The organism is Collinsella sp. AF15-51, from assembly GCF_003462845.1.
GTDB lineage: Bacteria > Actinomycetota > Coriobacteriia > Coriobacteriales > Coriobacteriaceae > Collinsella.
In genome coordinates this window covers 1-20,742 of sequence record NZ_QRYG01000010.1, presented here as the reverse complement: position 1 = coordinate 20,742, position 20,742 = coordinate 1, and the positions used below count along the sequence as shown (strand labels likewise).

12 protein-coding genes are annotated in these 20,742 nt (G+C 62.4%); 3 read left to right on the top strand and 9 right to left on the bottom strand.

The window, feature by feature from the left end; genetic code table 11:
* Positions 1-271 precede the first annotated feature (271 nt).
* Positions 272-2,419: a Tex family protein gene (locus DWW51_RS06075; protein WP_117773866.1), complete on the top strand. Its 2,148-nt coding sequence runs from the start codon at positions 272-274 to the stop codon at positions 2,417-2,419.
* A gap of 381 nt (positions 2,420-2,800) precedes the next feature.
* Here DWW51_RS06075 and DWW51_RS06070 read toward each other — a convergent pair whose 3' ends face one another.
* Positions 2,801-3,505: a transaldolase gene (locus tag DWW51_RS06070; RefSeq protein WP_197032190.1), complete on the bottom strand. Its 705-nt coding sequence runs from the start codon at positions 3,503-3,505 to the stop codon at positions 2,801-2,803.
* 193 nt (positions 3,506-3,698) lie between these two features.
* Complete coding sequence (locus DWW51_RS06065; protein ID WP_197032189.1) at positions 3,699-4,526, bottom strand: HAD-IIB family hydrolase; 828 nt, start codon at positions 4,524-4,526, stop codon at positions 3,699-3,701.
* Between the two features lie 75 nt (positions 4,527-4,601).
* Between DWW51_RS06065 and rlmKL the strand changes: the two genes are divergently transcribed.
* Positions 4,602-7,169, top strand: a complete 2,568-nt coding sequence (rlmKL, locus tag DWW51_RS06060) for a bifunctional 23S rRNA (guanine(2069)-N(7))-methyltransferase RlmK/23S rRNA (guanine(2445)-N(2))-methyltransferase RlmL (RefSeq protein ID WP_117773863.1) — start codon at positions 4,602-4,604, stop codon at positions 7,167-7,169.
* A gap of 95 nt (positions 7,170-7,264) precedes the next feature.
* On the opposite strand, the gene DWW51_RS06055 is transcribed toward rlmKL, so the two are convergent.
* The 4 genes from DWW51_RS06055 to DWW51_RS06040 form a co-directional block, all read right to left on the bottom strand.
* Positions 7,265-7,978, bottom strand: a complete 714-nt coding sequence (locus DWW51_RS06055; RefSeq protein ID WP_197032188.1) for a response regulator — start codon at positions 7,976-7,978, stop codon at positions 7,265-7,267.
* 4 nt (positions 7,979-7,982) lie between these two features.
* Complete coding sequence (locus DWW51_RS06050) at positions 7,983-9,608, bottom strand: ATP-binding protein (RefSeq protein ID WP_117773862.1); 1,626 nt, start codon at positions 9,606-9,608, stop codon at positions 7,983-7,985.
* Between the two features lie 136 nt (positions 9,609-9,744).
* Positions 9,745-11,772, bottom strand: a complete 2,028-nt coding sequence (locus DWW51_RS06045) for a KUP/HAK/KT family potassium transporter (RefSeq protein WP_117773861.1) — start codon at positions 11,770-11,772, stop codon at positions 9,745-9,747.
* Between the two features lie 159 nt (positions 11,773-11,931).
* On the bottom strand, positions 11,932-12,780 hold the full coding sequence (locus DWW51_RS06040) for a nitroreductase family protein (protein WP_117773860.1): 849 nt from the start codon (positions 12,778-12,780) through the stop codon (positions 11,932-11,934).
* Positions 12,781-12,992: 212 nt separating this feature from the next.
* Between DWW51_RS06040 and DWW51_RS06035 the strand changes: the two genes are divergently transcribed.
* Entirely contained in the window at positions 12,993-15,293 is a 2,301-nt protein-coding gene (locus DWW51_RS06035; RefSeq protein ID WP_117773859.1) for an LTA synthase family protein, read from the top strand.
* Positions 15,294-15,916: 623 nt separating this feature from the next.
* Here DWW51_RS06035 and bilS read toward each other — a convergent pair.
* The 3 genes from bilS to DWW51_RS06020 form a co-directional block, all read right to left on the bottom strand.
* Positions 15,917-16,468: a flavodoxin family protein BilS gene (bilS, locus tag DWW51_RS06030; protein ID WP_117773858.1), complete on the bottom strand. Its 552-nt coding sequence runs from the start codon at positions 16,466-16,468 to the stop codon at positions 15,917-15,919.
* A 127-nt stretch (positions 16,469-16,595) separates the two neighbouring features.
* Entirely contained in the window at positions 16,596-18,455 is a 1,860-nt protein-coding gene (locus tag DWW51_RS06025) for an ABC transporter ATP-binding protein (protein ID WP_117773857.1), read from the bottom strand.
* Positions 18,456-20,309, bottom strand: a complete 1,854-nt coding sequence (locus tag DWW51_RS06020; RefSeq protein ID WP_117773856.1) for an ABC transporter ATP-binding protein — start codon at positions 20,307-20,309, stop codon at positions 18,456-18,458. It lies immediately after the preceding gene.
* Positions 20,310-20,742: the final 433 nt, after the last annotated feature.

Below are 20,742 nucleotides of genomic sequence, written 5' to 3'. Positions count from 1 at the left end.
GCCTTTTTGCACCTCAGCTTGATTCGTTCGCCACGAAAGCGGCCTATCTACTACGTTTAACCGATCGCCCTCAACCATGCCAAATTTCGCGGAATAAAAACCGCAGGTAAACGGCTTGCCACTTTTCGGAAAACCGGGGGATGGTCGACCCACACGGTTCAAACGTAGTAGATAGGCCGCTTTCATGGCGCGGCCCCAAAACAGTCTTTTGGGACGGGTGGTATCCTTGGTAGCTCTGTGCTGCAAACGCACCTTAAACGCAAGGAGTCCCATGGATCTTATCGCCCAGCTCGCGCGCGAGCTCAACCTTAAGGCCGCCAACGTCGAGGCAGCCGTCAAGCTCATCGACGAGGGCAACACCATCCCCTTTATCTCGCGCTACCGTAAAGAGGCCACCGGCGGCATGGATGACGTCGCCCTGCGCGCGCTCGACGAGCGCCTGTCCTACCTGCGCAATCTTGAGCAGCGCAAAGAGGACGTCATCCTGCTCATCGACGCGCAGGGCAAGCTCACGCCCGAGCTTGAGCAGCAGATTCGCGAGGCCACGCAGCTCCAGCGCGTCGAGGACCTCTACAAACCCTACCGCAAAAAGCGCATGACCCGAGCACAGAAGGCCCGCGAGGCGGGACTCGAGCCGCTCGCCAATATGATCATCATGCAGGCTTCGGCCAAGGGCAGCGCGCTCGACGCCGCCGCGGACTACGTCAACGAGGAGGCCGGCTTCGACACGCCCGAGAAGGCGCTCGCCGGCGCCGCCGACATCGTGGCCGAGACGGTAGCCGAGGACCCGGAGAACGTCGCCGACCTGCGCACCTTTACGCAAAACACCGCCGACATCGTCGTCGAGGCCACCGACCCCGCCGAGAAGACCCCCTACGAGCCGTACTACAGCTATGATGAGCCGCTGCGCCGTATACCCAACCACCGCGTGCTGGCTATCGACCGCGGTGAGCGCGAGGGCAAGCTCCGCGTGCGCGTGAACGTCGACGGCGCTGCCGCCACGGTGCGCCTCGGCAGCCGTTGGCCCCGACGCCAGGGCGTGTTTGCTCCCATCTTCGATGCCGCCATCGCCGACGGCTACAAACGCCTCATGGCTCCCTCGCTGGAGCGCGAGGCCCGCGCCAAACTCACCGTTCGCGCCCAGACCGAGGCCATCAACGTCTTTGCCAAGAATCTCGAGGGCTTGCTCTCGGCGCGCCCCGTGCGTGGTGCCCGCGTGCTCGCACTCGATCCGGGCTACCGCACCGGCTGCAAGGTCGCCGTCATGGACGAGACCGGCAAGCTACTCGACCACGGCGTGGTCTACCCCACCAAGCCGCGCCACGACGTCGCCGGCACCAAGCGCGAGCTCGCCCGCCTCGTCAAGAAGGACAGCGTCAACACCATCGTCATCGGCAACGGCACCGCCAGCCGCGAGACTGAGGAAGTCGTCTCGGAGTTTATTGCCGAGCAGGCGCCCAGCCTTCGCTACACCATCGTCAACGAGGCCGGCGCATCGGTGTACTCCGCCTCCGAGCTCGCCAGCCAGGAGCATCCCGATCTGGACGTCACCGTTCGTGGCGCCATGAGCCTGGGCCGCCGCCTGCAGGACCCGTTGGCAGAGCTCGTCAAGATTCCGCCCCAGTCCATCGGCGTGGGCCAGTACCAGCACGATCTTGACCAGGCCGAACTTTCGCGCACCCTGGGCCACGTGGTGGAGGACGTCGTCAACCGCGTGGGCGTCGACGTAAACACCGCGAGCGCAAGCCTGCTGGGATACGTTTCGGGCATCACGCCGAGCGTGGCCAAGAACATCGTGGCTTTCCGCGAGGAAAACGGCGCCTTCACCGATCGCCGCCAGCTCAAGAAGGTCCCCAAGCTGGGCCCCAAGGCATATCTCAACGCCGCGGGCTTCCTGCGCATTAGCGGCGGCAAGAACCCGCTCGACGCGACGAGCGTCCACCCCGAGAGCTACGAGGTGGCCACGGCCGTCCTAGAGCGCGCAGGCGTTAAAGCAAGCGAGCTCAGCCGCGGTGGCGTGCCCGACATCGAGCGCCGTCTGGGCAGCATCTCGACGCTAGCAAGCGACCTGGACTGCGGCACCCTGACGCTTATCGACATCGTCAACGAGCTCAAAAAGCCCGGCCGCGACCCGCGCGACGACGCACCCGAGGTGGTCTTTAGCCGCTCGGCACTTTCCATCGACGACCTGGAGCCCGGCATGGAGCTCAAGGGCACGGTGCGCAACGTCGTCGACTTTGGCGCCTTCGTCGACGTGGGCGTGCACCAGGACGGCCTCGTGCACATCTCCAAGCTCGCCAACCGCTTCGTCAAGCACCCGAGCGACGTGGTGCGCGTCGGCGACACGGTCAAGGTGTGGGTCGAAAAGGTCGATCGCAACCGCAAGAAAATCTCCCTCACCATGGTGCAGGGGAAGTAAACCGCCAAAGCAAGGGTCCCCCCTCTCGCGACGTGCAAAATCGCGAGTATTCTGCAAATTCCACCGTTCCGGATGCCCCTCAGAGACGAAAAAGCAAGAAACAGCCCCCGTTTTAGCGTCATCAGAGCCAAAACGGGGGCTGTTCCATGCTTCACCCAGCTGGTAAAAGCCTTTACCTTGCTGAATACTCTCAATTTTGCACGGCGCAGGCGGGGGTACCTTTGTCCACGGCAGGACATGGAAGCCTATCACCAACCTACCGGCAAGCTCGTGTCGGCAGCCCCGGCCTTTCCTTTGCCTAGCGCGGCCCTCGCGAAGCGCGTGAGCGATAGGGAAAGGAAAGGCCGGGGCGAACAACCCGCGGCGCAGCCAGTGTTCGCGTTACGGCAAGATATGGAAGCCCAAAGCGGCGATATCCTTGGCAAAGCCACGCACGGTATCGAGCGAGACCTCGTACGGATCGCGACCGATGTTCTTGCGCTTGGCCAGGATGCCGTTGGGCACCGTGATGATCTGGCAACCGCAGGCCTGCGCCTGGTAAATGTTGATGAGCTCGCGCGTGGATGCCCACAGGACCTCGCAGCTGGGCTTGGCGGCGGCCTTCTTGACCGACTCCGTCATAAACGGAATGGGGTCGACACCGGTATCGGCGATACGGCCGGCAAAAAGCGAGATGATGGACGGCGTTTCGGCGTCAACGGCCTCGACCATCTCGTCGACCTGCGCGGGCGTAAAGATGGTGGTGACGTTGACCTTGATGCCGTCGGTGGAAAGCTTGCGCACCAGCTCGGCCGTGGACTCGCCCTTGGTGGTCACGCACGGAATCTTGACGTAGACGTTCTCGGCCCAGGTAGCGATCTCGCGGGCCTCGACCTCCATGGTCTCGACGTCGTCGGCAAAGACCTCAAACGAGACGGACACATCGGTGATGTGGGTCAGGACCTCCTTGGCAAACGCGCGGTAATCCGTCACGCCGCCCTTCTTCATAAGGGACGGGTTGGTCGTGAAACCCTGAACGTTGCCGTTCTCGTACATGTCGAGCATGCCCTCGAGGTTTGCACCGTCAGCGAACACCTTGATTGCCATCTGCCTGATTCCTTTCGCTTGCACACGGCCGGTAAACTGCTAAACACTTTACCTACGTTTATCAAGGCGTGAACTGCGGTTTTTTATCTTCTCGGCGAACGGTATAAACACCTCAGTATTTGGATTGATAAATCGATTGAGCATGCAAAAGCAAAGAGTCGCAGTTTGAGCAAACGTCAGAAGGCGAGATTCATTAGATGAGGCCGAAATGTTGCATCGCTGTGACGGTGCCATCGTGTGCGACATCGTCGGTCACGTAGTCGGCGACTGCCTTGACCTCGGGCATGGCGTTGCCCATGGCTACAGCCGTCTCGACGGCGGCGAGCATACCCAGATCGTTGCCGGAATCGCCAAAGCCAAAGGTGCGCGCGTTGCCGGTGCGACCCAGGTATTCCAGCGCTCGCGCCACGCCCACGCCCTTGTCGATGCCCTTGGGGCTCAGCTCGCGATTCTGACCACCGGTGTTGCACAGCTCAAACTCGCGCTCGATAAAGCCGTCATCGTTGGCTACGCGAGCCAGGTCGTACGCGTTAATGCACACCTTGCCTACGCGCAAGCGGCCATCGATGCGCATCTGATCGGTGCCATGCACCACGCCGGCGCCTAGCAGAAATGACTGTTCGACACCAACTGGCTCAAGTGAATAGGTGGCACCGTTCGTCTCGAACAATGCCTCGCCGCCCGCCACAGTAATGCGACGCGCGAGCTCCTCAACAATGTCCTCGTCAACGCAGTCCTCGTGTGCCACGCGGCCCTCGACCTCGAGCGTGGCCCCCGCCATGGCAACGATACCCGCCGGGTTCAGCGCGCGCAGGCCATCGGCAATCAGCCACAAGGGGCGACCCGTGCAGATAAATGCCTGGTGACCCGCATTGCGCAGGCGACCAAATGCATCGACAACGGCCTTCGACGGATGGATTGCATTGAAGTCCTTATCGGTCATATCGTCGGGATCGAACGACGTCAGCGTGCCGTCCACGTCAAAAAAGAGCACAGCGGGTTCGGGACACGCATCAATCATATGGGTTCCTTTCGAGGATAAGGGCAAACGAAGCATCCATCATATAATGGAGCGACGCAACCAGAGAGGTCACCCATGGAATTTTACGCAAGCTGCCCCGAGGGCTTTGAGTCCGCACTCGCCGATGAGCTTAAACGCCTCGGGCTTTCGCATGTCCGCCGCCTGAAGGGCCGCGCTACATTTGAGGGCGAGCTCGAAGAAGGCTACCGCGCCTGCCTGTGGTCGCGCCTGGCCAGCCGCGTGTTTGTGGTGCTCGGGCGCTTTGGGGCACAGGATGCCGATGAGTTGTACGACAGCGTTTACGACATCGCCTGGGAGACCATCATCCGCCCCGGCGCCACCATCGCCATTACCGCCCGCGGCGTGACCGAGCAGCTGCGCAACACACGCTTCTCGGCCCTGCGCGCCAAGGACGCATTGTGCGACCGCCTGGCCGAGACCACGGGACGTCGCGCCGATGTCGATGCCGCCGACCCCGATGTTCACCTACTGCTTTCGCTGCGTCAGCGCCGCGCGAGCATCAGCCTGGACCTTTCGGGCGACCCGCTGTTCAAGCGCCTGCCGTCCGCCGCGACCCGCGCCGGCGAGGGCACACACGTGCTGCGCCCCGACTACGCCGCCCTGGTGCTGGCGCAGGTCGGCTGGACTGCACTGTGCGAGCGCGAGCTAACGGCCGACGATTACGAGAACGAAGCCCTGCCCACGCTGGTCGACGCCTCGTGCGCCGGCGGCGGCCTGCTGCTAGAGGCCGTGAATATCCTAACCGACCGCGCTCCGGGCGCCGCCCGCGAGCACTGGGGCTTTGAGGGCTGGCAGCTGCACGACGCCACTCTGTGGGAGCAGCTGCTCGCCGAGGCACGCGAGCGCGAGGCGGCAGCGCGCGAGCGCCAGGCGCGCATCGTTGCCGTAGATATCGACCCCGCCGCCCGCAAGACCGCCGAGCGCATGGTCAAGTGTGCCGGCTACAAGCGCTTTGTCGTTTTTTGCGCCGCCAAGCCCGCCACCGTGCTGGACCATGCGGGCGCTGTCGCCGGCGCCGCCGTGGTCGCGGACACCACCGAGACGCCGCTTTCGCTCATGCACGACGCCATGACGCTGGTCGGCGAGCTGCGCCGCGCGCCCGAGCTTGCCTCGGCGCCGGTCGCCGCGCTCACCCGCGATGGCCTTATGGCCCGCGCGCTCCATGCCGAGCCCGCGCGCTCCATTGCCGTCATGCCCAACAACGAAGAGGCGACTATTGAGGTTTGGCCCTCGCTCGATCATGTCGCCGCGACATTTGAGGCTGCGACCAGCGCGGATGCCGAGACCGAAGTTGCGGATGCCAACGAAGTCAACGACGAAGCCACCGCTTCCGCCATGCCCGAGCCCGCCGCCACGCTCGACCTGGGCGACGGCAAGCCGCTGCCCGTGCTCATCCCCGAGTCCGGGCAGTTCGCCAACCGCCTGCGCAAGAACGCCCGCCTGCGTCGCAAGTGGGCCAAGCGCGAGGGCGTGAGCTGCTACCGCGTCTACGATGCCGACCTGCCCGACTACTCCGCCGCTATCGACCTGTACGAGGGTTGCCCGCAGACTCCGGGCCGCTGGCTCGTCATCGCCGAATACGCCGCGCCCAAGACCATCGACCCCGCACTGGCCCAGGCCCGCATGCTCGACATTCTGGCCATCGCGCCGCGCATCCTGGATGTCCCAGCCGAGCATGTGCACGCCAAGGCCCGCATGCGTTCGCGCGGCGGCTCGCAGTACGGCAAGCAAGGCGCCGGTAAGGGCGGCTCGGGCGAGCGTGCCAATATCGCGCGCCGTCGCCTGCCGCTCATCGAGGAGGGCGGGCTCACCTTTGCCGTCAACTTTGACGACTATCTGGATGTGGGCATCTTCTTGGATCACCGCGTCACCCGCAACCTAGTGCGTGAGCACGCCAAGCAGGCGCGCCGCTTCCTCAACCTGTTTGCCTACACCGGCACCGCCACCTGCTACGCGGCCGATGGCGGTGTCGAGGAGACCGTGACGGTCGACCTTTCCAACACCTACTTGGACTGGGCCGAGCGCAATATGCGTCAGAACGGCTTTGTGGGGCCGCAGCATCACTTTGTGCGCGATGACGTGCTCGCCTGGATTCGTGACCAGCGCCAGACGCGCAACCGCTGGGACCTGATCTTTGTCGACCCGCCCACGTTCTCGAACTCGTCCAAGATGGGCCGCCGCACCTGGGATGTCCAGCGCGACCATATTGAGCTTTTGGCCGGCGTATCGCGCCTGCTCGCGCAGGGCGGCCATGCCATCTTTAGCTGCAACCTGCGCGGCTTCCGCCCCGAAACGCGCAAGCTCGCCCGCGCGGGCGTGGTGCTGGAGGACATTACAGCGCAGACCATCCCCGAGGACTTCGCGCGCAACCAGAAGGTGCACCACTGCTATATCGTGCGCCGCCTGCCCATCGAGGACGCCATGGCCGAGGTCGGCTTTAGCGCCGAGAAAATTGCTGAGCGCGTCGAGGAACTGCGCAACCCCGGAGCCCGCAAGCCTCGCGCAACGGCGCCCGCGCACGCGCAGGCCGGCGTCCGAGGACCGCACGGCGACGACAAGCCCGCCTGCTCAGGCAAGCCCAAAAAGAAGAAGTTCTACGCCAGTAAGCCCAAGGGCAAATAAACAAAGTTGCGGTGGAATAGTCCCTAAAAATGCCTGGTAAAGGCCCAAACAGGAACTATTTCACCGCAACTCATATTGGAATGGTGGTTGGCGATCTAGCCTTGGGTGACCAGTCGGTAACCGATGCCCACGTGCGTTTGGATATAGCGCGGATGCGCGGGATCGGACTCGATCTTTTTGCGCAGCGTACCCATAAAGACGCGCAGGCTCGCCAGGTCGCTCTTGGTCGCCGTGCCCCAGATCTCGTGCAGGATAAATTGGTGCGTCAGCACCTTGTCGGCGTTGTGCGCCAGCAAGCAGAGCAACTTATACTCGATCGGCGTCAGATGCAGCTCCTCGCCATCCATCGTGGCGATGCCGGCATCAAAATCGATATGCAACTCGCCGGTATCGAACGAGCCCTCGGAGACAACACCGCCCGCCTGCGCATACGAAAGGCGCCTGAGCGTGGTGCGAATGCGCGCGAGCAGCTCCTCGACCGAAAACGGCTTAGTCAGGTAGTCATCGGCGCCGGCATCGAGCGCTCGGATCTTGTCCGCGTCCTCGCTGCGCGCCGAAACCACGATGATCGGCATGCCCGACCACGCGCGCACCGACTCCACCACCTTGACGCCGTCCATATCGGGCAGGCCCAGATCGAGCAGCACAATGCTCGGCGCCTGCGACGAAGCGGCGGCGATGGCGGCGTGGGCGGTCTCCACAGCCATATGGCGCAAACCGTGCGCCTCGAGCGCGGCGACGATAAGGTTGCGGACGGCGGGATCGTCCTCAACGACCAAGATGAGCGGTTTCACGGCAGAGTTCGGCACAGCGCTACTCCTTATCAAACGAAACGTCGGCGGCGGGAAGCTCAATCGTAAAGACCGAACCGTGCGGGTCCGCCGCGGTAACCTCTATGCTACCGCCATGTGCCAGCGCAATGGAGCGGCAGAGCGAAAGCCCCAAGCCCACACTGCGGCAGCTGTCGGCCAGGCCATGGTTGGCGGTGTAGAACGACTCAAAGATCCGCTCGCGGTCCTCGGGCGCAATGCCCGGGCCATCATCAGCAACCGAGCACGCCACGCATCCATCATGGACGCCAATCGAGATTACGATATGCGAGCCCGCGGGCGTATAGGCGATGGCGTTGTTCACCAGATTGACCACCAGCTGCACCATCAGGCGCGCGTCGACGTTGACGAGCGCCGGCTCATCGCACGCCACCACCTTAAGATCGTGCTCGCGCACGGCCGGGTTCACGTGGCGCAGCGCCTCCTCGACGATATCGTCCATGAGCTCGAGCGTGGTCGACAGGCGCATACCGCCACCCTCGAGCTTGGTGATGGCGAGCAGATTCTCGACAGTGGCGTTGAGCCATTGCGCGTCCGAGCGAATGGATAGGAGCATGCCGCGGCGTGTCTGGTCGTCAAGCACGGCCGTGCCGGTCGAGCCCTGGTCGAGCAACACGTCGGCATTACCCGAAATACTGGTGAGCGGCGTACGCAGGTCGTGCGAGATGGAGCGCAGCAAGTTGGCACGCAGCTGTTCGTTTTTGGCGAGCACCGCCGCTTCCTCGCGAGCCTCCATGGCGCGGGCGCGATCGAGCGCCAGCTCGCCTTCGCTCACGATGGCATCGGCAAGCGTCCGCTCCTCGGGCGTCAGCGCATCGGGCTCGGCGACAATGGCGAACACCCCCACCACCGAGGCGGGATCGCCCGCGCGCACCATGGTGTCGCCCGAGCGCACGGTCAGGTATATGCCGTAGAACGCCGAGGCGCCATAGGTGGCATCGAGCGGCGTTCCCACATAGGCGGACGCCGAGAGCCGCGGCGGCATCTGCGGCACCAGCTGGTGTACCGGCGCGGCATCGCCCACGGCCGTGTACATCGTGCGCGGCAGCAGGTCATCGTTATCGGCATCGGCGCTATACCACACGACCGGACAGTCCGAAAGACGCGCCAGCTGCGTTGCCATAGCGTGCACAATCTGTTGCTGATCGCCACACCGCTGCAGCATGCGGTTGGTCTCGAGCACCATCTGCGTGCGACGGTCGCTGGCGGCAGCCTGCGCCAAGGCGCGGCGCAGGGCCAGCGCGATCGAGCTCGATACGAGCGAGACCGCAAACATGATAAAGAACATGCCGGGATAGACGCGGTCGATAAACGACAGCGCGTAGCGCGGGTCGACAAACAAGAAGTTGTAGAGCGCCACGGCGGCAGCCGAGCTCAGCAGGCAGTACAGGCGGCTCCAGGTAAAGAAAGCGCACAGCTGCACGGCAAACACATAGACGATCATGATGCTCGGCGCGAGCCCCGGATGGTCGAGCAGCGCGCCCACAATCGTCGCCGCGGCTAGCAGCCCCGCCGATACGCAGGCGTCATACAGAGGGCTGCGACGCGTCAGCGTTGTACGCCGCCACCAAAAGTTCTCGGCAATATCGCCGTCCGCACGGACGTCCATCAGCGCCCCGCCCCTCTCTCAAAAACAAAAACCACCACAAAGGGGACTGGCACCTTTGCGGTGGTGGCCTCCTTGTGGTGGTTCCAAGTGTATAGCCTTTGCAGCCTGCGGTCGCTAGACAAACAGCAGACGTCGACTACGGGCGCTCGTTGGGGGCCAGGCGCTGCATCTTGTTCACAGCCTTGAACTTGGTGAACAGCGGCACATACTCAAAGCTCACGTTGGAGTTCTCCAGGCCATACCAGCGCGCCGGCGTACCGGCAAAGCGGCGGATGATGTACTTGAGCGTGATGGCCGTGCGCTCGCTCGGCTCCACGTCACTCTCGGGCGCCAGGAGCTTGCGGATCATGACGAACTTGAACGTGCCGATGTTGCCCGGATCCTTGTAAACCGAGTAGTCGTGCATCTGCGGCGGCAGCTCGCCCGTGGCGGCCAGATCCTGAACAACCTGGCGCAGGTAGGCGTTCACGCGCTGGTTAACCTTGTAGCCCAGGTACAGATGCACACGGAAAACATAGTCGGTGCCAAACGTCTCGACCGAATAGGCAAAGGTATGCGGCTCGTCCATGGTCTCGACGTTCACGAACCACCAGGCGCGGGCGCGCTTGGGATGCTTGTCCAGAATCGAGTAGACGATATCGCGGTCGATATAGTCGGTGTTGGTGTCCTTGGTCAGGTACACGATGTTGTCGCTCATAGGCTCGTAGCGATCGTCGTCGCGCAGGCGCTTGAGCTGCGGTAGATAGCTGCGCAGCGGCAGCAGCGTAAACTGACGCCGCTCGACCGCCGTGCCGTTGTACCAGCACACCATGATGCCCATAATGAGTGCGGCCATAAGGATGGTGAAATAGCCGCCGTGGAAGAACTTGGTGAGCGAGCTCACAAAGAAGAAGCCCTCGAGCATAAGGAAGAAGGCGGCAAAGATCCACGGCGCGACCTTGAGATTGCGCTCCACGTGCAGATAGAAGAAGAGCAGCATTGTCGTGCACATCATGGTCAGGGTAATAGCCAGGCCGTACGCGGCCTCCATGTGCGCCGAGTTCTGGAACAGCAGCACCACGACGACGCAGCCCACGAGCATGACGTTGTTGACCATGGGGATGTAGAGCTGGCCCTTGGTCTCGGCAGGATAGAAGACCTGCATATGCGGCATGAGGTCCAGGCGGCTGGCCTCGGACACCAGCGAGAATGCGCCGGTGATGAGCGCCTGCGAGGCGATGATGGCCGCGACGGTGGAAAGGCCGACGGCAAAGGGGCGCAGACCCGGGGCGAGCATCTGGTAGAAGGGGTTGAGGTCGGCGATACCCATGAGCTCCGGGTTGCCGGCGTTGTTGATAAGCCACGCGCCCTGGCCCATGTAGGACAGCAGCAGGCAGCACTTAACGAACGGCCAGGTGGCATAGATGTTGCCGCGGCCCACATGGCCCATGTCGGAATAGAGCGCCTCGGCACCGGTGGTAGCGAGGAAGCAGCTGCCCAAAATCATGATGCCCGCATGGTTATTGGGGCTCAGCAGAAAAGCGATGCCACGCAACGGGTTGAGGCACAGCAGCACCGCGGGATACTGGCAGACAAAGAACAGGCCCGTGCCGCCCAGGAACAAAAACCACAGCGTCATGATGGGGCCGAAGGCGTGACCGATCTTGGCCGTGCCGATGCGCTGCACCAAGAAGAGCGCGATGATGATGGCAAGCGTGATGGCGACGACACGACCCTGGTCGTCACCGAGCACGGCATGGACCGCCGGGATGGTGCGCAGGCCCTCGATGGCCGTGGTGACGGTAACGGCAGGCGTCAGGATGCCGTCGGCGAGGAGCGCCGCGCCGCCCAGCATGGCGGGGATGATGAGCCACTTGCCGCAGCGCTTGACCAGGCTGTACAGGGCAAAGATGCCGCCCTCGCCGTGGTTGTCGGCGCGCAGCGAGATCAGCACGTACTTGACGGTCGTCAGCAGCGTGACCGTCCACACGACAAGGGAGAGCGCGCCGAGCACGAACTCCTGCGTGACGCTTCCTATGCCGCCGTTGCCGGCAACGAGCGCCTTGGTTACATACATGGGGCTGGTGCCGATATCGCCGTACACCACGCCCAGCGTGACGAGCATCGCCGAGATGCTCACAGGAATCGCAGCGTGCGAAGCTGCTTCCTTGGCCTTTTGTTCCATAAGCCGGTTTCCTCCCAATTTTAACGTTCGACGGGATTATAGGTAATCAGCCCATATTTTAATGGCACCGTTTTCCCAGCTAGATAAACATTTATGCGGCCTTTAGGCCACCGCGGTGATATGGAATGCGACAAAGGGGCCGTTCCTTTGTCACATCCGTCATTTGCCGAGCCAGTTTTTGAACCACCATTCCATGGAGCGGCTCATCTCGGCCATAAAGGGACTCGTGTGCTTGCGGGTGTAGATATCCACCACACGCTCGCCCACCTCGCGGGCATGCGGACGGAACATCGCATCCATCTCGGCCACCTGCGCATCCATGGTCGCGGTATCGGCGCGGCAGTAGTGCTCCTCGTGCACCAGGTTCACCACGGGATGCGCGATTGCCGGGCGCTCCTTGCAGGGCGTGCCGATGATGAGCATCGACAGCGGCATGGTATAGGGAGGCAAGTCCAGCAACTCGGCGACTTCCTCGGCATTCTCGACGATATCACCGATGTAGCAGCTCCCCAGCCCCAGGGCCTCGGCGGCAACCACGGCGTTTTGCGCGGCGATCACGGCATCCTGCGCCGCGATGGCAAAGTCGCCCAAACCCGGCGCGCGGCGGGGCGCCTTGCCCGTGCGCTCGACAAACTCGGGCTCAAAGCAGCCCACGTGCTCAAACAGATCGATCCACTTGGCATAGTCGACCACAAATATAAGTGCCCAGGGCGCCTTGGCGATCATGGGCTGGTGGTCGCACAGGTCGGCAAGACGATCGAGCGTAGCCTGCTCACGAATGCTTACGATGGAATACATCATCATGGCGCCCGCCGACGGCGCGCGACTCGCCGCATGCAAGATCGCCGCCCGCTGTTCGTCGGTCACCGCCACGGGGCGACCGTCGTCATCGCGCGCAAAGGCACGCGTAGAGGAACGGTGCTCCAAGATGTCCAATACAGCATTGCCCGTGGTCTCGACCGGATAGCCGCACGCATCCGCAGCCGTCGTACACACCCGCTCGTCCATAACCCATCCCTGCCATTTCTTTAAGAAGCCTTTACGTTTCCGTGTAATTCCCGTCCATTATCGCGCAGGTCGCCACTACATTGCGCCACACTGCCATACGCGCGCGTTATTATGGCTGGTTGTTGTACGCGGCCGTCAAATGCTGCGCATATCTTGGTAACAATCGGGTAAATCCCCGCTTTCGTAGGTTTTAGTTTGTGAGGAGTCTCAGCATGTTCGCTGCCGCCATCTCGCTCGTCGGTCTTGCGGCGACCGTCTACCTTGTTTCGCGCGAGGCCAAGGCCATTTGCGCAAAGTCGGGCACCGTTGCCAAAAGCGCTCTTGGGTGGAGCGTCGCCTTCGGCCTGTTCCAGCTCTTTTTGACCATTTGGGGCGCCATTGGCCTCGTCGCCCAAAACGAGCCGCTCGCCTTTGTGATGCTCATCCTGACCAACGCCATCCTCACCGGCTGCGCTTGGGCCAGCATCGCACGCGACCGCATCGCACCGCGCGTCTTTGCGTTCGCTGCTACCGATGCCCCCGCCCCCACCGGCAAGCTCGCTCGTTTGCGCGGCGCCTTTGTGGGCCGCCCGCTCGTCGCCGCCGTCTTATGCCTGCTGCTCGCCGGCGTCTTTGCGCTGCTTGGCATGGAGGTCTCGTCCAACCACGACTTTACCTGGGTCTACCCCCTGTGCATCCTGCTCGAGTGGGCCATCATCACCGTGCTCATGACCGGCTTGTTTTTCCTATTCCAGCGCCACGGCGCAGCTCCCGCGGTCCTGGCCTTTGCCCTCTTTGTCCTGGGCATTGCCGAGTTCTTCGTCATCACGTTTAAATCCATGCCCATCCAGCCGGGCGACCTTTCGGCCATCTCCACCGCCGCCGCGGTCGCCGGCAACGGCTACACCTTCTCGATCTCGCTGTTCTGCGTGCTGTCCATGGGCTTTACCGCCATCGCCATGCTGCTATGCGAGTACGCCGGCTTGGTAGCGCCGCACCGTCAGAAGGGTGCCGCCAACGCCAAGCGCATGTTGCTCACCAACCTGCTTGTCGCCGTGCTGTGCCTGGGCGGCGTGACCGCACACGTCACGCTCATCGACTACTACAACACCCTCGGCATCACCGTCTACACCTGGCGCCCGCTCGAGAGCTACTGGCGCGAGGGCTATCTGCCTGCCTTTATTAGTGCAGCACAGTCCATCAAGCCGCCCAAACCCGCCGACTACTCCGTTGACGATGCCAAGGCCACGCTCAAAAAGTACGCCAAGGCCTACGACAAGTCCGATGCGGCCAAGAGTGACGAGCGCAGCGCCGCAAAGGAGCAATTCGACAGCGAGAAGCCCACGGTCATCGCCATCATGAACGAGACCTTCTCGGACTTATCCATCTACCAGAACATGCGCGCCGGCTACGAGGGCCCGCAGTACTTTAAGAGCCTGTCCAACTGCCTCAGCCGCGGCAAGCTCTACGTGAGCGCCTACGGCGGCGGTACCGCCAATACCGAGTTTGAGTTTATGACCGGCAACTCCATGGCCAACCTGGGCTCGGGCGTGTACCCCTACACCATCTACAACATGGAAACGACTGGGAATCTGGCAGAGCAGTTCAAGTCGCTCGGATATTCCACCACGGCCATGCACCCCAACCACGCAACCAACTGGAACCGCGAGAACGTCTACAAGGACTTTGGCTTTGACCAGTTCCTGTCCATCAACGACTTCCAGGGAGCCGACACCCTGCGCGGCATGGTGACCGACCAGGCTACCTACGACAAGATTCTTGAGCTGCTCGACCAGAACGCCGACCCGCAGTTCATCTTCGACGTGACCATGCAGAACCACTCGGGCTACGACACGGGTCTGCTGCCGGTCGACAAGCAGATGCATCTCAACATCGACACGACCGACCTGGACGCCAAGACCGTCGAGGACGGCACGCTCTCCGATGTCGACGAGTATGTCTCGTGCATCGAGCAGTCCGACCAGGCGCTGCGTTACTTCCTCAACGCCCTGAGCAAACTCGACCGCAAGGTGGTCGTGGTGTTCTGGGGTGACCATCAGCCGTTCTTCCCGTCCAAGTTCAATGACAAGTGGTTTACCGGCGAGGACGACGCCACGCATCAGGAGCGCTTGTGGCAGACCGACTACATCATCTGGGCTAACTACGACGTTGCCGGTTGCGACCAGACGAGTGAGACCGACGACCTGTCCACCAACTACCTGTCCACCCAGCTCATGCAGCTGATCGGCGCACCGCTGACCGACTACCAGAAGGCGCATATGACGCTGCGCGAGTCGCTGCCCGCCATCAACTCCGTGGGCTACGAGGACGCCAGCCTGCGCTGGGCGCTCTCCTCCAACGTCACCGGTGACGACGCCGCTGCCGCAGCCGCCACCAAGGCGCGCGAGGATTACGCCAAGATGCAGTACTACGAGATGTTCCGCGACGGCAAGAACGTCTATACGGAGCACTTCCAGACCGAGGCCAACGAGACCGACCCCAACCTGGCGCCGGGCACGACGAAGATCAAGTAACAGGGTCGGGGGCCCGAATCGGCGGCAGGCGGAGGCGCGGGAAAGGTCTGCTGCTCAAACAGTCCTGCGCAAGACGGGGGCCACATTAAGTGGCCCCCTTTGCGTGCGGAACTCGCGATGAACCTTATATGCCTCCGCCCGGACAGACGCCTTGTTGTTGGAGCACGGCTTGTCATGGGGGCATCCGCTGAACATATATAAGTTGAAGGCCACATTAAGTGGCCTTCTTTGTATTCGGAAAGTGTGTCCCGGAATCTGCCTTCGGAATGGGACGCAGTTTCCGCTTGAGAGCCTGTTGGGAAAGCGCATCCCACTCTGATCGCAAATTCCGGGTCGCATTTTCCGCCAGAGCCCTCAACCGGAAACTGCATCCCACTCCAAAGGCAAATTCTGGGACGCACTTTCCGAATCCCCATCCATCCGGAAAGCCCGTCCCACTCTGAATACATCCAGCGAACGCATGAGAGCGTGTCGTCCAGGACGGTCTCGTCATCGGGGTGATGGAAAGTGTCACCCCCAAACGCTTGCCACAGTTGCGCCCACGAGTGTCAAGAAAAAAGCCTCGAGAATTTCGAGGCTTTCACATTTGTATTGTTTTGCACGAAGGACCGCGAACGACGAAGTTACTCGCCCAGCACGGCCTTCTTGGCCGCCGCCGCCATGTTATCCATATCTTCCTTGGTGGGATGATCCTTCGCGGCAACCCAGTTGTCGAGCAGCATCTTAAAGCGGGCGTTGTCGGGATCTTGCTCGAGCATGGCCTCGTAGCGCTGCTTGACCGCAGGGCCCATCTTACCCTGGCACATCGCCCAGCCCGCAAGCTCGGCATCCCCAGCCAAATTGGAAGCTACGCGGTCGATAATCTGCTGGTAATAGCTCTGGTCGGCGCCAAAGCCGCAGGTGCCAAACAGGAACACGCGCTTGCCGTGCAAGGCGGAGAGCAACGCCGCGACCGAAGGCGTGCACGCGCCCTTGTCGCACCAAAAACCGACGAGCACCATGTCGGCCGCGCAGGCCCCCTGCGCCTCGAGCGCAACCTGATCTGCATCCGCATCGTCACTCAACGCCGCGGCATGGACAAACTCAACGCCCGCAGCCTGCAGAGCGCGCTTGATCGCACCCGAAACCATCCTGGTATTACCGCTCTTGCTGTTAACCACCAAAGAGCACGTCATAGTCACGTTGCCTCGTTTCCCCCAAAACTAAAGCCACTAATGCAATTTATTAGATGAATATCTTAGTACTAACGTGACAGATGTAAACCACCTTCTGTCGATTGATTAATTTGCCCCACGACCGTGCTTACTGGGCAAACTGGCTGCGGTAGAGCTCGGCATAGAAGCCGTCTGCCGCCAGCAGCTCGTCGTGCGTGCCGCGCTCGATAATCTGGCCGTCGCGCATGACCAGAATGCAGTCGGCGTTGCGGATCGTCGACAGGCGGTGCGCCACGACAAAGCTTGTGCGACCGGCCATGAGCTCGTCGAATGCCGCCTGTACCTGCAGCTCGGTACGCGTATCGATGCTCGACGTCGCCTCGTCCAGCAGCAGAATCGCCGGATCGGTGAGCATGACGCGCGCGATGCACAGCAGCTGTTTTTGACCTTGGCTAAACGTGCCGCCGTCCTCGCCGATGAGCGTATCGTAGCCGCCTGGCAGCTGCACGATAAACTTGTGCGCGTGCGCGCGCTTGGCGGCCTCGATAATCTGCTCACGCGTGGCATCGGGGCAACCGTAAGCGATATTCTCCGCCACCGTGCCCTCGAACAGCCAGGTGTCCTGCAGCACCATGCCAAAGGCACGGCGCAGGCTCGAGCGCGTGTAGTCACGCGACGAGCGCCCGTCCACCACAATGCGCCCAGCATCGATATCGTAAAAACGCAGCAGCAGGTTGATGAGCGTCGTCTTGCCACAGCCCGTAGGACCGACCAGGGCAAAGCGCATGCCGGGCTTGGCATCGATGCAGATATCCTGCAGCAGTTTGCGGTCGGGCACGTAGCTAAAGTCCACATGCTCAAAGGCGACCTCGCCCTTCGGGGCGGCGAGCTCTACGGCGTCCGACGCGTCGGGCTCCTGCTCGCGCGCATCGAGCAGCGCAAACATGCGGCGCGCCGAGGCGTACGCGGTCTGGATCTGCGTGATGACGTTGGTGACCTCATTGAACGGCTTGGTGTACTGGTTGGCATAGGACAGGAAGATCTGCACGCCGCCCACCGTGAGCGCCGCGGGCACGCCCGTGATCACGCCCACGCAGCCGATGACGGCAACCACGGCGTAGATGATGTTATTGATAAAGCGCGTACCGGGGTTGGAAAGCGAGCCCATAAACTGCGCGCGCTCCCCTGCCGTATAGAGTTCGGCATTGAGGGCGTCGAAGCGCTGCTGAGCGTGCGTGCCGTAGGCAAAGGCGTCGACAAGCTTTTGCTCGCCTACGTACTCCTCGATATGACCACCAAGTTGGCCCTGGATGCGCTGCTGTGCCGTAAAGCTCTTGTTGGAAAGCTTGGCGATGGCGCCGGCTGCAAAAATGGAAAGCGGCGTGACGAGCACCACCACGAGCGTCATGGCCAGGTTAATGGAGAGCATAAACGCGAGCGTGCCCACGATGGTGATAACGCCGGTGAAGAGCTGCGTGAAGCCCTGCAGCAGACCGTCGCCCACCTGGTCGACGTCATTGACCACGCGGCTCATAAGGTCGCCGTGGGCATGGCTGTCGATAAAGCTGAGCGGCATACGGCTGAGCTTGTCGCTCGCCTCCACGCGCATGTCACGCACCGTCTCGTAGGACAGGCGGTTGACGCAATAGCCCTGCAGCCACTGGAAGGACGCTGCTCCCACCACGACGAGCGCGAGTTTGGTAACGAGCGGCAGCAGCGCATCGAAGTCCACCTGGCCCGCGGCAACGATCAGGTCGATGCCCTCGCCAATGAGGATGGGCGTGTAGAGCTGCAGGATCACCGAGACGGCGGCACTCACAAACGACGCCGCAAACGAGACGCGGTGCGGACGAACATAGCCCAGCAGGCGGCGAGTCACCGCACCGGCGGGATAGCGCTCGGGGTCGCCGGGCTGGCGCGGACCGTCACCCAGGTCGTTGAGGTTATCGTTGCCGGACACGTTGGCCGTCATCGTGGCGACCGAACCGGAGGAAGTGTACGGATTCATTTAGCAGCCCTCCTTTGCGCAAGTGGATGCCAGGGCGCACGCGGCGCCTGGGGTGGACGTGGACGTCGCGCTCCCCTGCTGGCCCTCGAGCTCCTCGCGGCGCAGCTGCGACTGGCAAATCTCGCGATAGAGCTGGCAGGTCGCGTAGAGCTCATCGTGCGTGCCCAGGCCCGCGACCGAGCCGTGGTCGAGCACGCAGATCATGTCGGCGTCGCGCACGGTCGAAACGCGCTGGCTCACAATGACCGTAGTCAGCGGCAGACCGCCCTCGGCAGCGCCGCGCATGCTGCGCTCGCGAATGGCGTGACGAAGCGCCGCATCGGTCTTAAAATCGAGCGCCGAGGCGGAGTCGTCCATAATCAGGATCTGTGGCGAGCCCACCAGGGCACGCGCAATAGTCAGGCGCTGGCGCTGGCCACCGCTAAAGTTCTTGCCGCCCGCCTCGACCGCGGCGTCGAGCCCCTGCGGCTTGTTGCGCACGAACTCGCTCGCCTGCGCCATGTCGAGTGCCGCCCAGAGCTCCTCGTCGGTCGCCGACTCGTCACGCCAGGTCAGGTTGCTGCGGATCGTGCCGCTCACCAGCGACGCGCGTTGCGGGACGGCCGCGACCACATGGCGCAGCTGATCGAGCGGCCAGGCACGCACGTCGGAGCCCATCACGCTCACGCTGCCGGTGCTCGCATCGTACAGGCGCGAGATAAGCGAGGCGAGTGTGGACTTGCCGCTGCCCGTGCCGCCGATAATGCCGAGCGTCTTGCCCAGTGGGAGTTCCAGGGTCACATCGTTGACGGCATTTGCCGCGCCCGCGCCAAAGGAGAAGCTCGCATGGTCAAAGCTCAGCGCGGGAACTGGGGCGGCATTGCCCGGCTTGGGCAGCGCGACCGGCTGGTTGCCCTCGTCGGTGATGCTCGGCACGCAATTGAGCACCTCGTTGATACGCGACGCACTGGCGCTCGCCTTGGTAAAGACCACAACCAGGTTGGCGACGTACACGATGGAGGTCAGGGTCTGCGTCATGTAGTTCACAAACGCCATGACCTGACCCTGCGTGAGCTCACCCACGTTGACCTGGATGCCACCCACCCACAGGATGGCGCACACGCCCAGGTTCATCACCAAAAACGTGACGGGATTAAGGATCGACGAGAGCTTACCCACCGCGATGGCAGTATTGGCCTGGTCATCGGCAGCTTGGGCAAAGCGCTCGCGCTCGTGGTCCTCGCGCACGAAGGCGCGAACCACGCGAGCGCCTGAAAGGTCTTCGCGGCAGATAAGCGCGATGCGGTCGAGCTTTGCCTGCAGCTGCTTGTAGTACGGGATGCAGCGCGCCATGACAAACCAAAACACCAGGCCGATAGCGGGCGTGCAGATCAAAAAGATGATGCCGAGCTTAAGGTCGATGGCAAGGGCCGCGCACATGGAGCCCACCGCCAGGAAAGGCCAGCGGATGAGCATGCGCACGCCCAGCGCCACGGCGAGCTGAACCTGGTTGACGTCGTTGGTAATGCGCGTGATGAGCGACGGCGTGCCAAAGCGATCGAGCTCAGCATAGCTCAGCTTGTTGATGTGCTTGTAGAGTGCGCCGCGAATGTCGGTACCCATGCCCTGCGAGGTAAGCGCCGCCATCTTTTGGCAGACGAGCGTAAACGAGATGCCGATCACGGCCATGGCGGCAAGCACCATGCCGTAGTGGACGACGGCGTTGACATCGTGTGCGCCGATGCCCTTATCGATCATCTGGGCAATCACCAGCGGCGTAAGCAGGTCAAAGATCACTTCGATTAACTTGCACGCAGGGCCGATCACCATATACCGGCGAAACCTACCACCAAAACGCCTGAGCAGCTCAATCATAAAAAGGCGCTCCCTATCATCATTCACACTCAATTCGAATCATGATAGTACGGTGAGCCCAAAAGAAGCGTAAACAACTCGTCATTTCTAATGGGATTCGGTTTCCAGAGAAGCGGAGGGGTGCGCATGCCCGGTCAGCGGCGCGCCAATCGCTTGGTATACTTACAGTAGTGCTACCAGCCGAGCCGCCGACCCTTGAAATGAGGTGCCGAGATGAACGACATTCTCGCAAGAAGAGCAAGACGAGCAACTGTGGGCATCGCCCTTTCCGCGGCACTTGTCGCGGGAATCGCCCCCCCCCGTAACGGCGATCGCGGCAGAAACCAGTTCCCCCACCGGTGCAGCTGCCTTGCAGACGGAAGATGTGGCCGCCGCAAAAGAAAAGGCTCTGTTAGACCAAGGTTGACATAAAAACGATGTCACCGCGAGGCGG

What these genes read in the sequence shown, in the direction of transcription:
- DWW51_RS06075 (WP_117773866.1), top strand. Translation starts at nt 272, where the DNA reads ATGGATCTTATCGCCCAGCTCGCGCGCGAGCTCAACCTTAAGGCCGCC.
- DWW51_RS06070 (WP_197032190.1), bottom strand. Translation starts at nt 3,505, where the DNA reads ATGGCAATCAAGGTGTTCGCTGACGGTGCAAACCTCGAGGGCATGCTC.
- DWW51_RS06065 (WP_197032189.1), bottom strand. Translation starts at nt 4,526, where the DNA reads ATGATTGATGCGTGTCCCGAACCCGCTGTGCTCTTTTTTGACGTGGAC.
- rlmKL (WP_117773863.1), top strand. Translation starts at nt 4,602, where the DNA reads ATGGAATTTTACGCAAGCTGCCCCGAGGGCTTTGAGTCCGCACTCGCC.
- DWW51_RS06050 (WP_117773862.1), bottom strand. Translation starts at nt 9,608, where the DNA reads ATGGACGTCCGTGCGGACGGCGATATTGCCGAGAACTTTTGGTGGCGG.
- DWW51_RS06045 (WP_117773861.1), bottom strand. Translation starts at nt 11,772, where the DNA reads ATGGAACAAAAGGCCAAGGAAGCAGCTTCGCACGCTGCGATTCCTGTG.
- DWW51_RS06040 (WP_117773860.1), bottom strand. Translation starts at nt 12,780, where the DNA reads ATGGACGAGCGGGTGTGTACGACGGCTGCGGATGCGTGCGGCTATCCG.
- DWW51_RS06035 (WP_117773859.1), top strand. Translation starts at nt 12,993, where the DNA reads ATGTTCGCTGCCGCCATCTCGCTCGTCGGTCTTGCGGCGACCGTCTAC.
- bilS (WP_117773858.1), bottom strand. Translation starts at nt 16,468, where the DNA reads ATGACGTGCTCTTTGGTGGTTAACAGCAAGAGCGGTAATACCAGGATG.
- DWW51_RS06025 (WP_117773857.1), bottom strand. Translation starts at nt 18,455, where the DNA reads ATGAATCCGTACACTTCCTCCGGTTCGGTCGCCACGATGACGGCCAAC.
- DWW51_RS06020 (WP_117773856.1), bottom strand. Translation starts at nt 20,309, where the DNA reads ATGATTGAGCTGCTCAGGCGTTTTGGTGGTAGGTTTCGCCGGTATATG.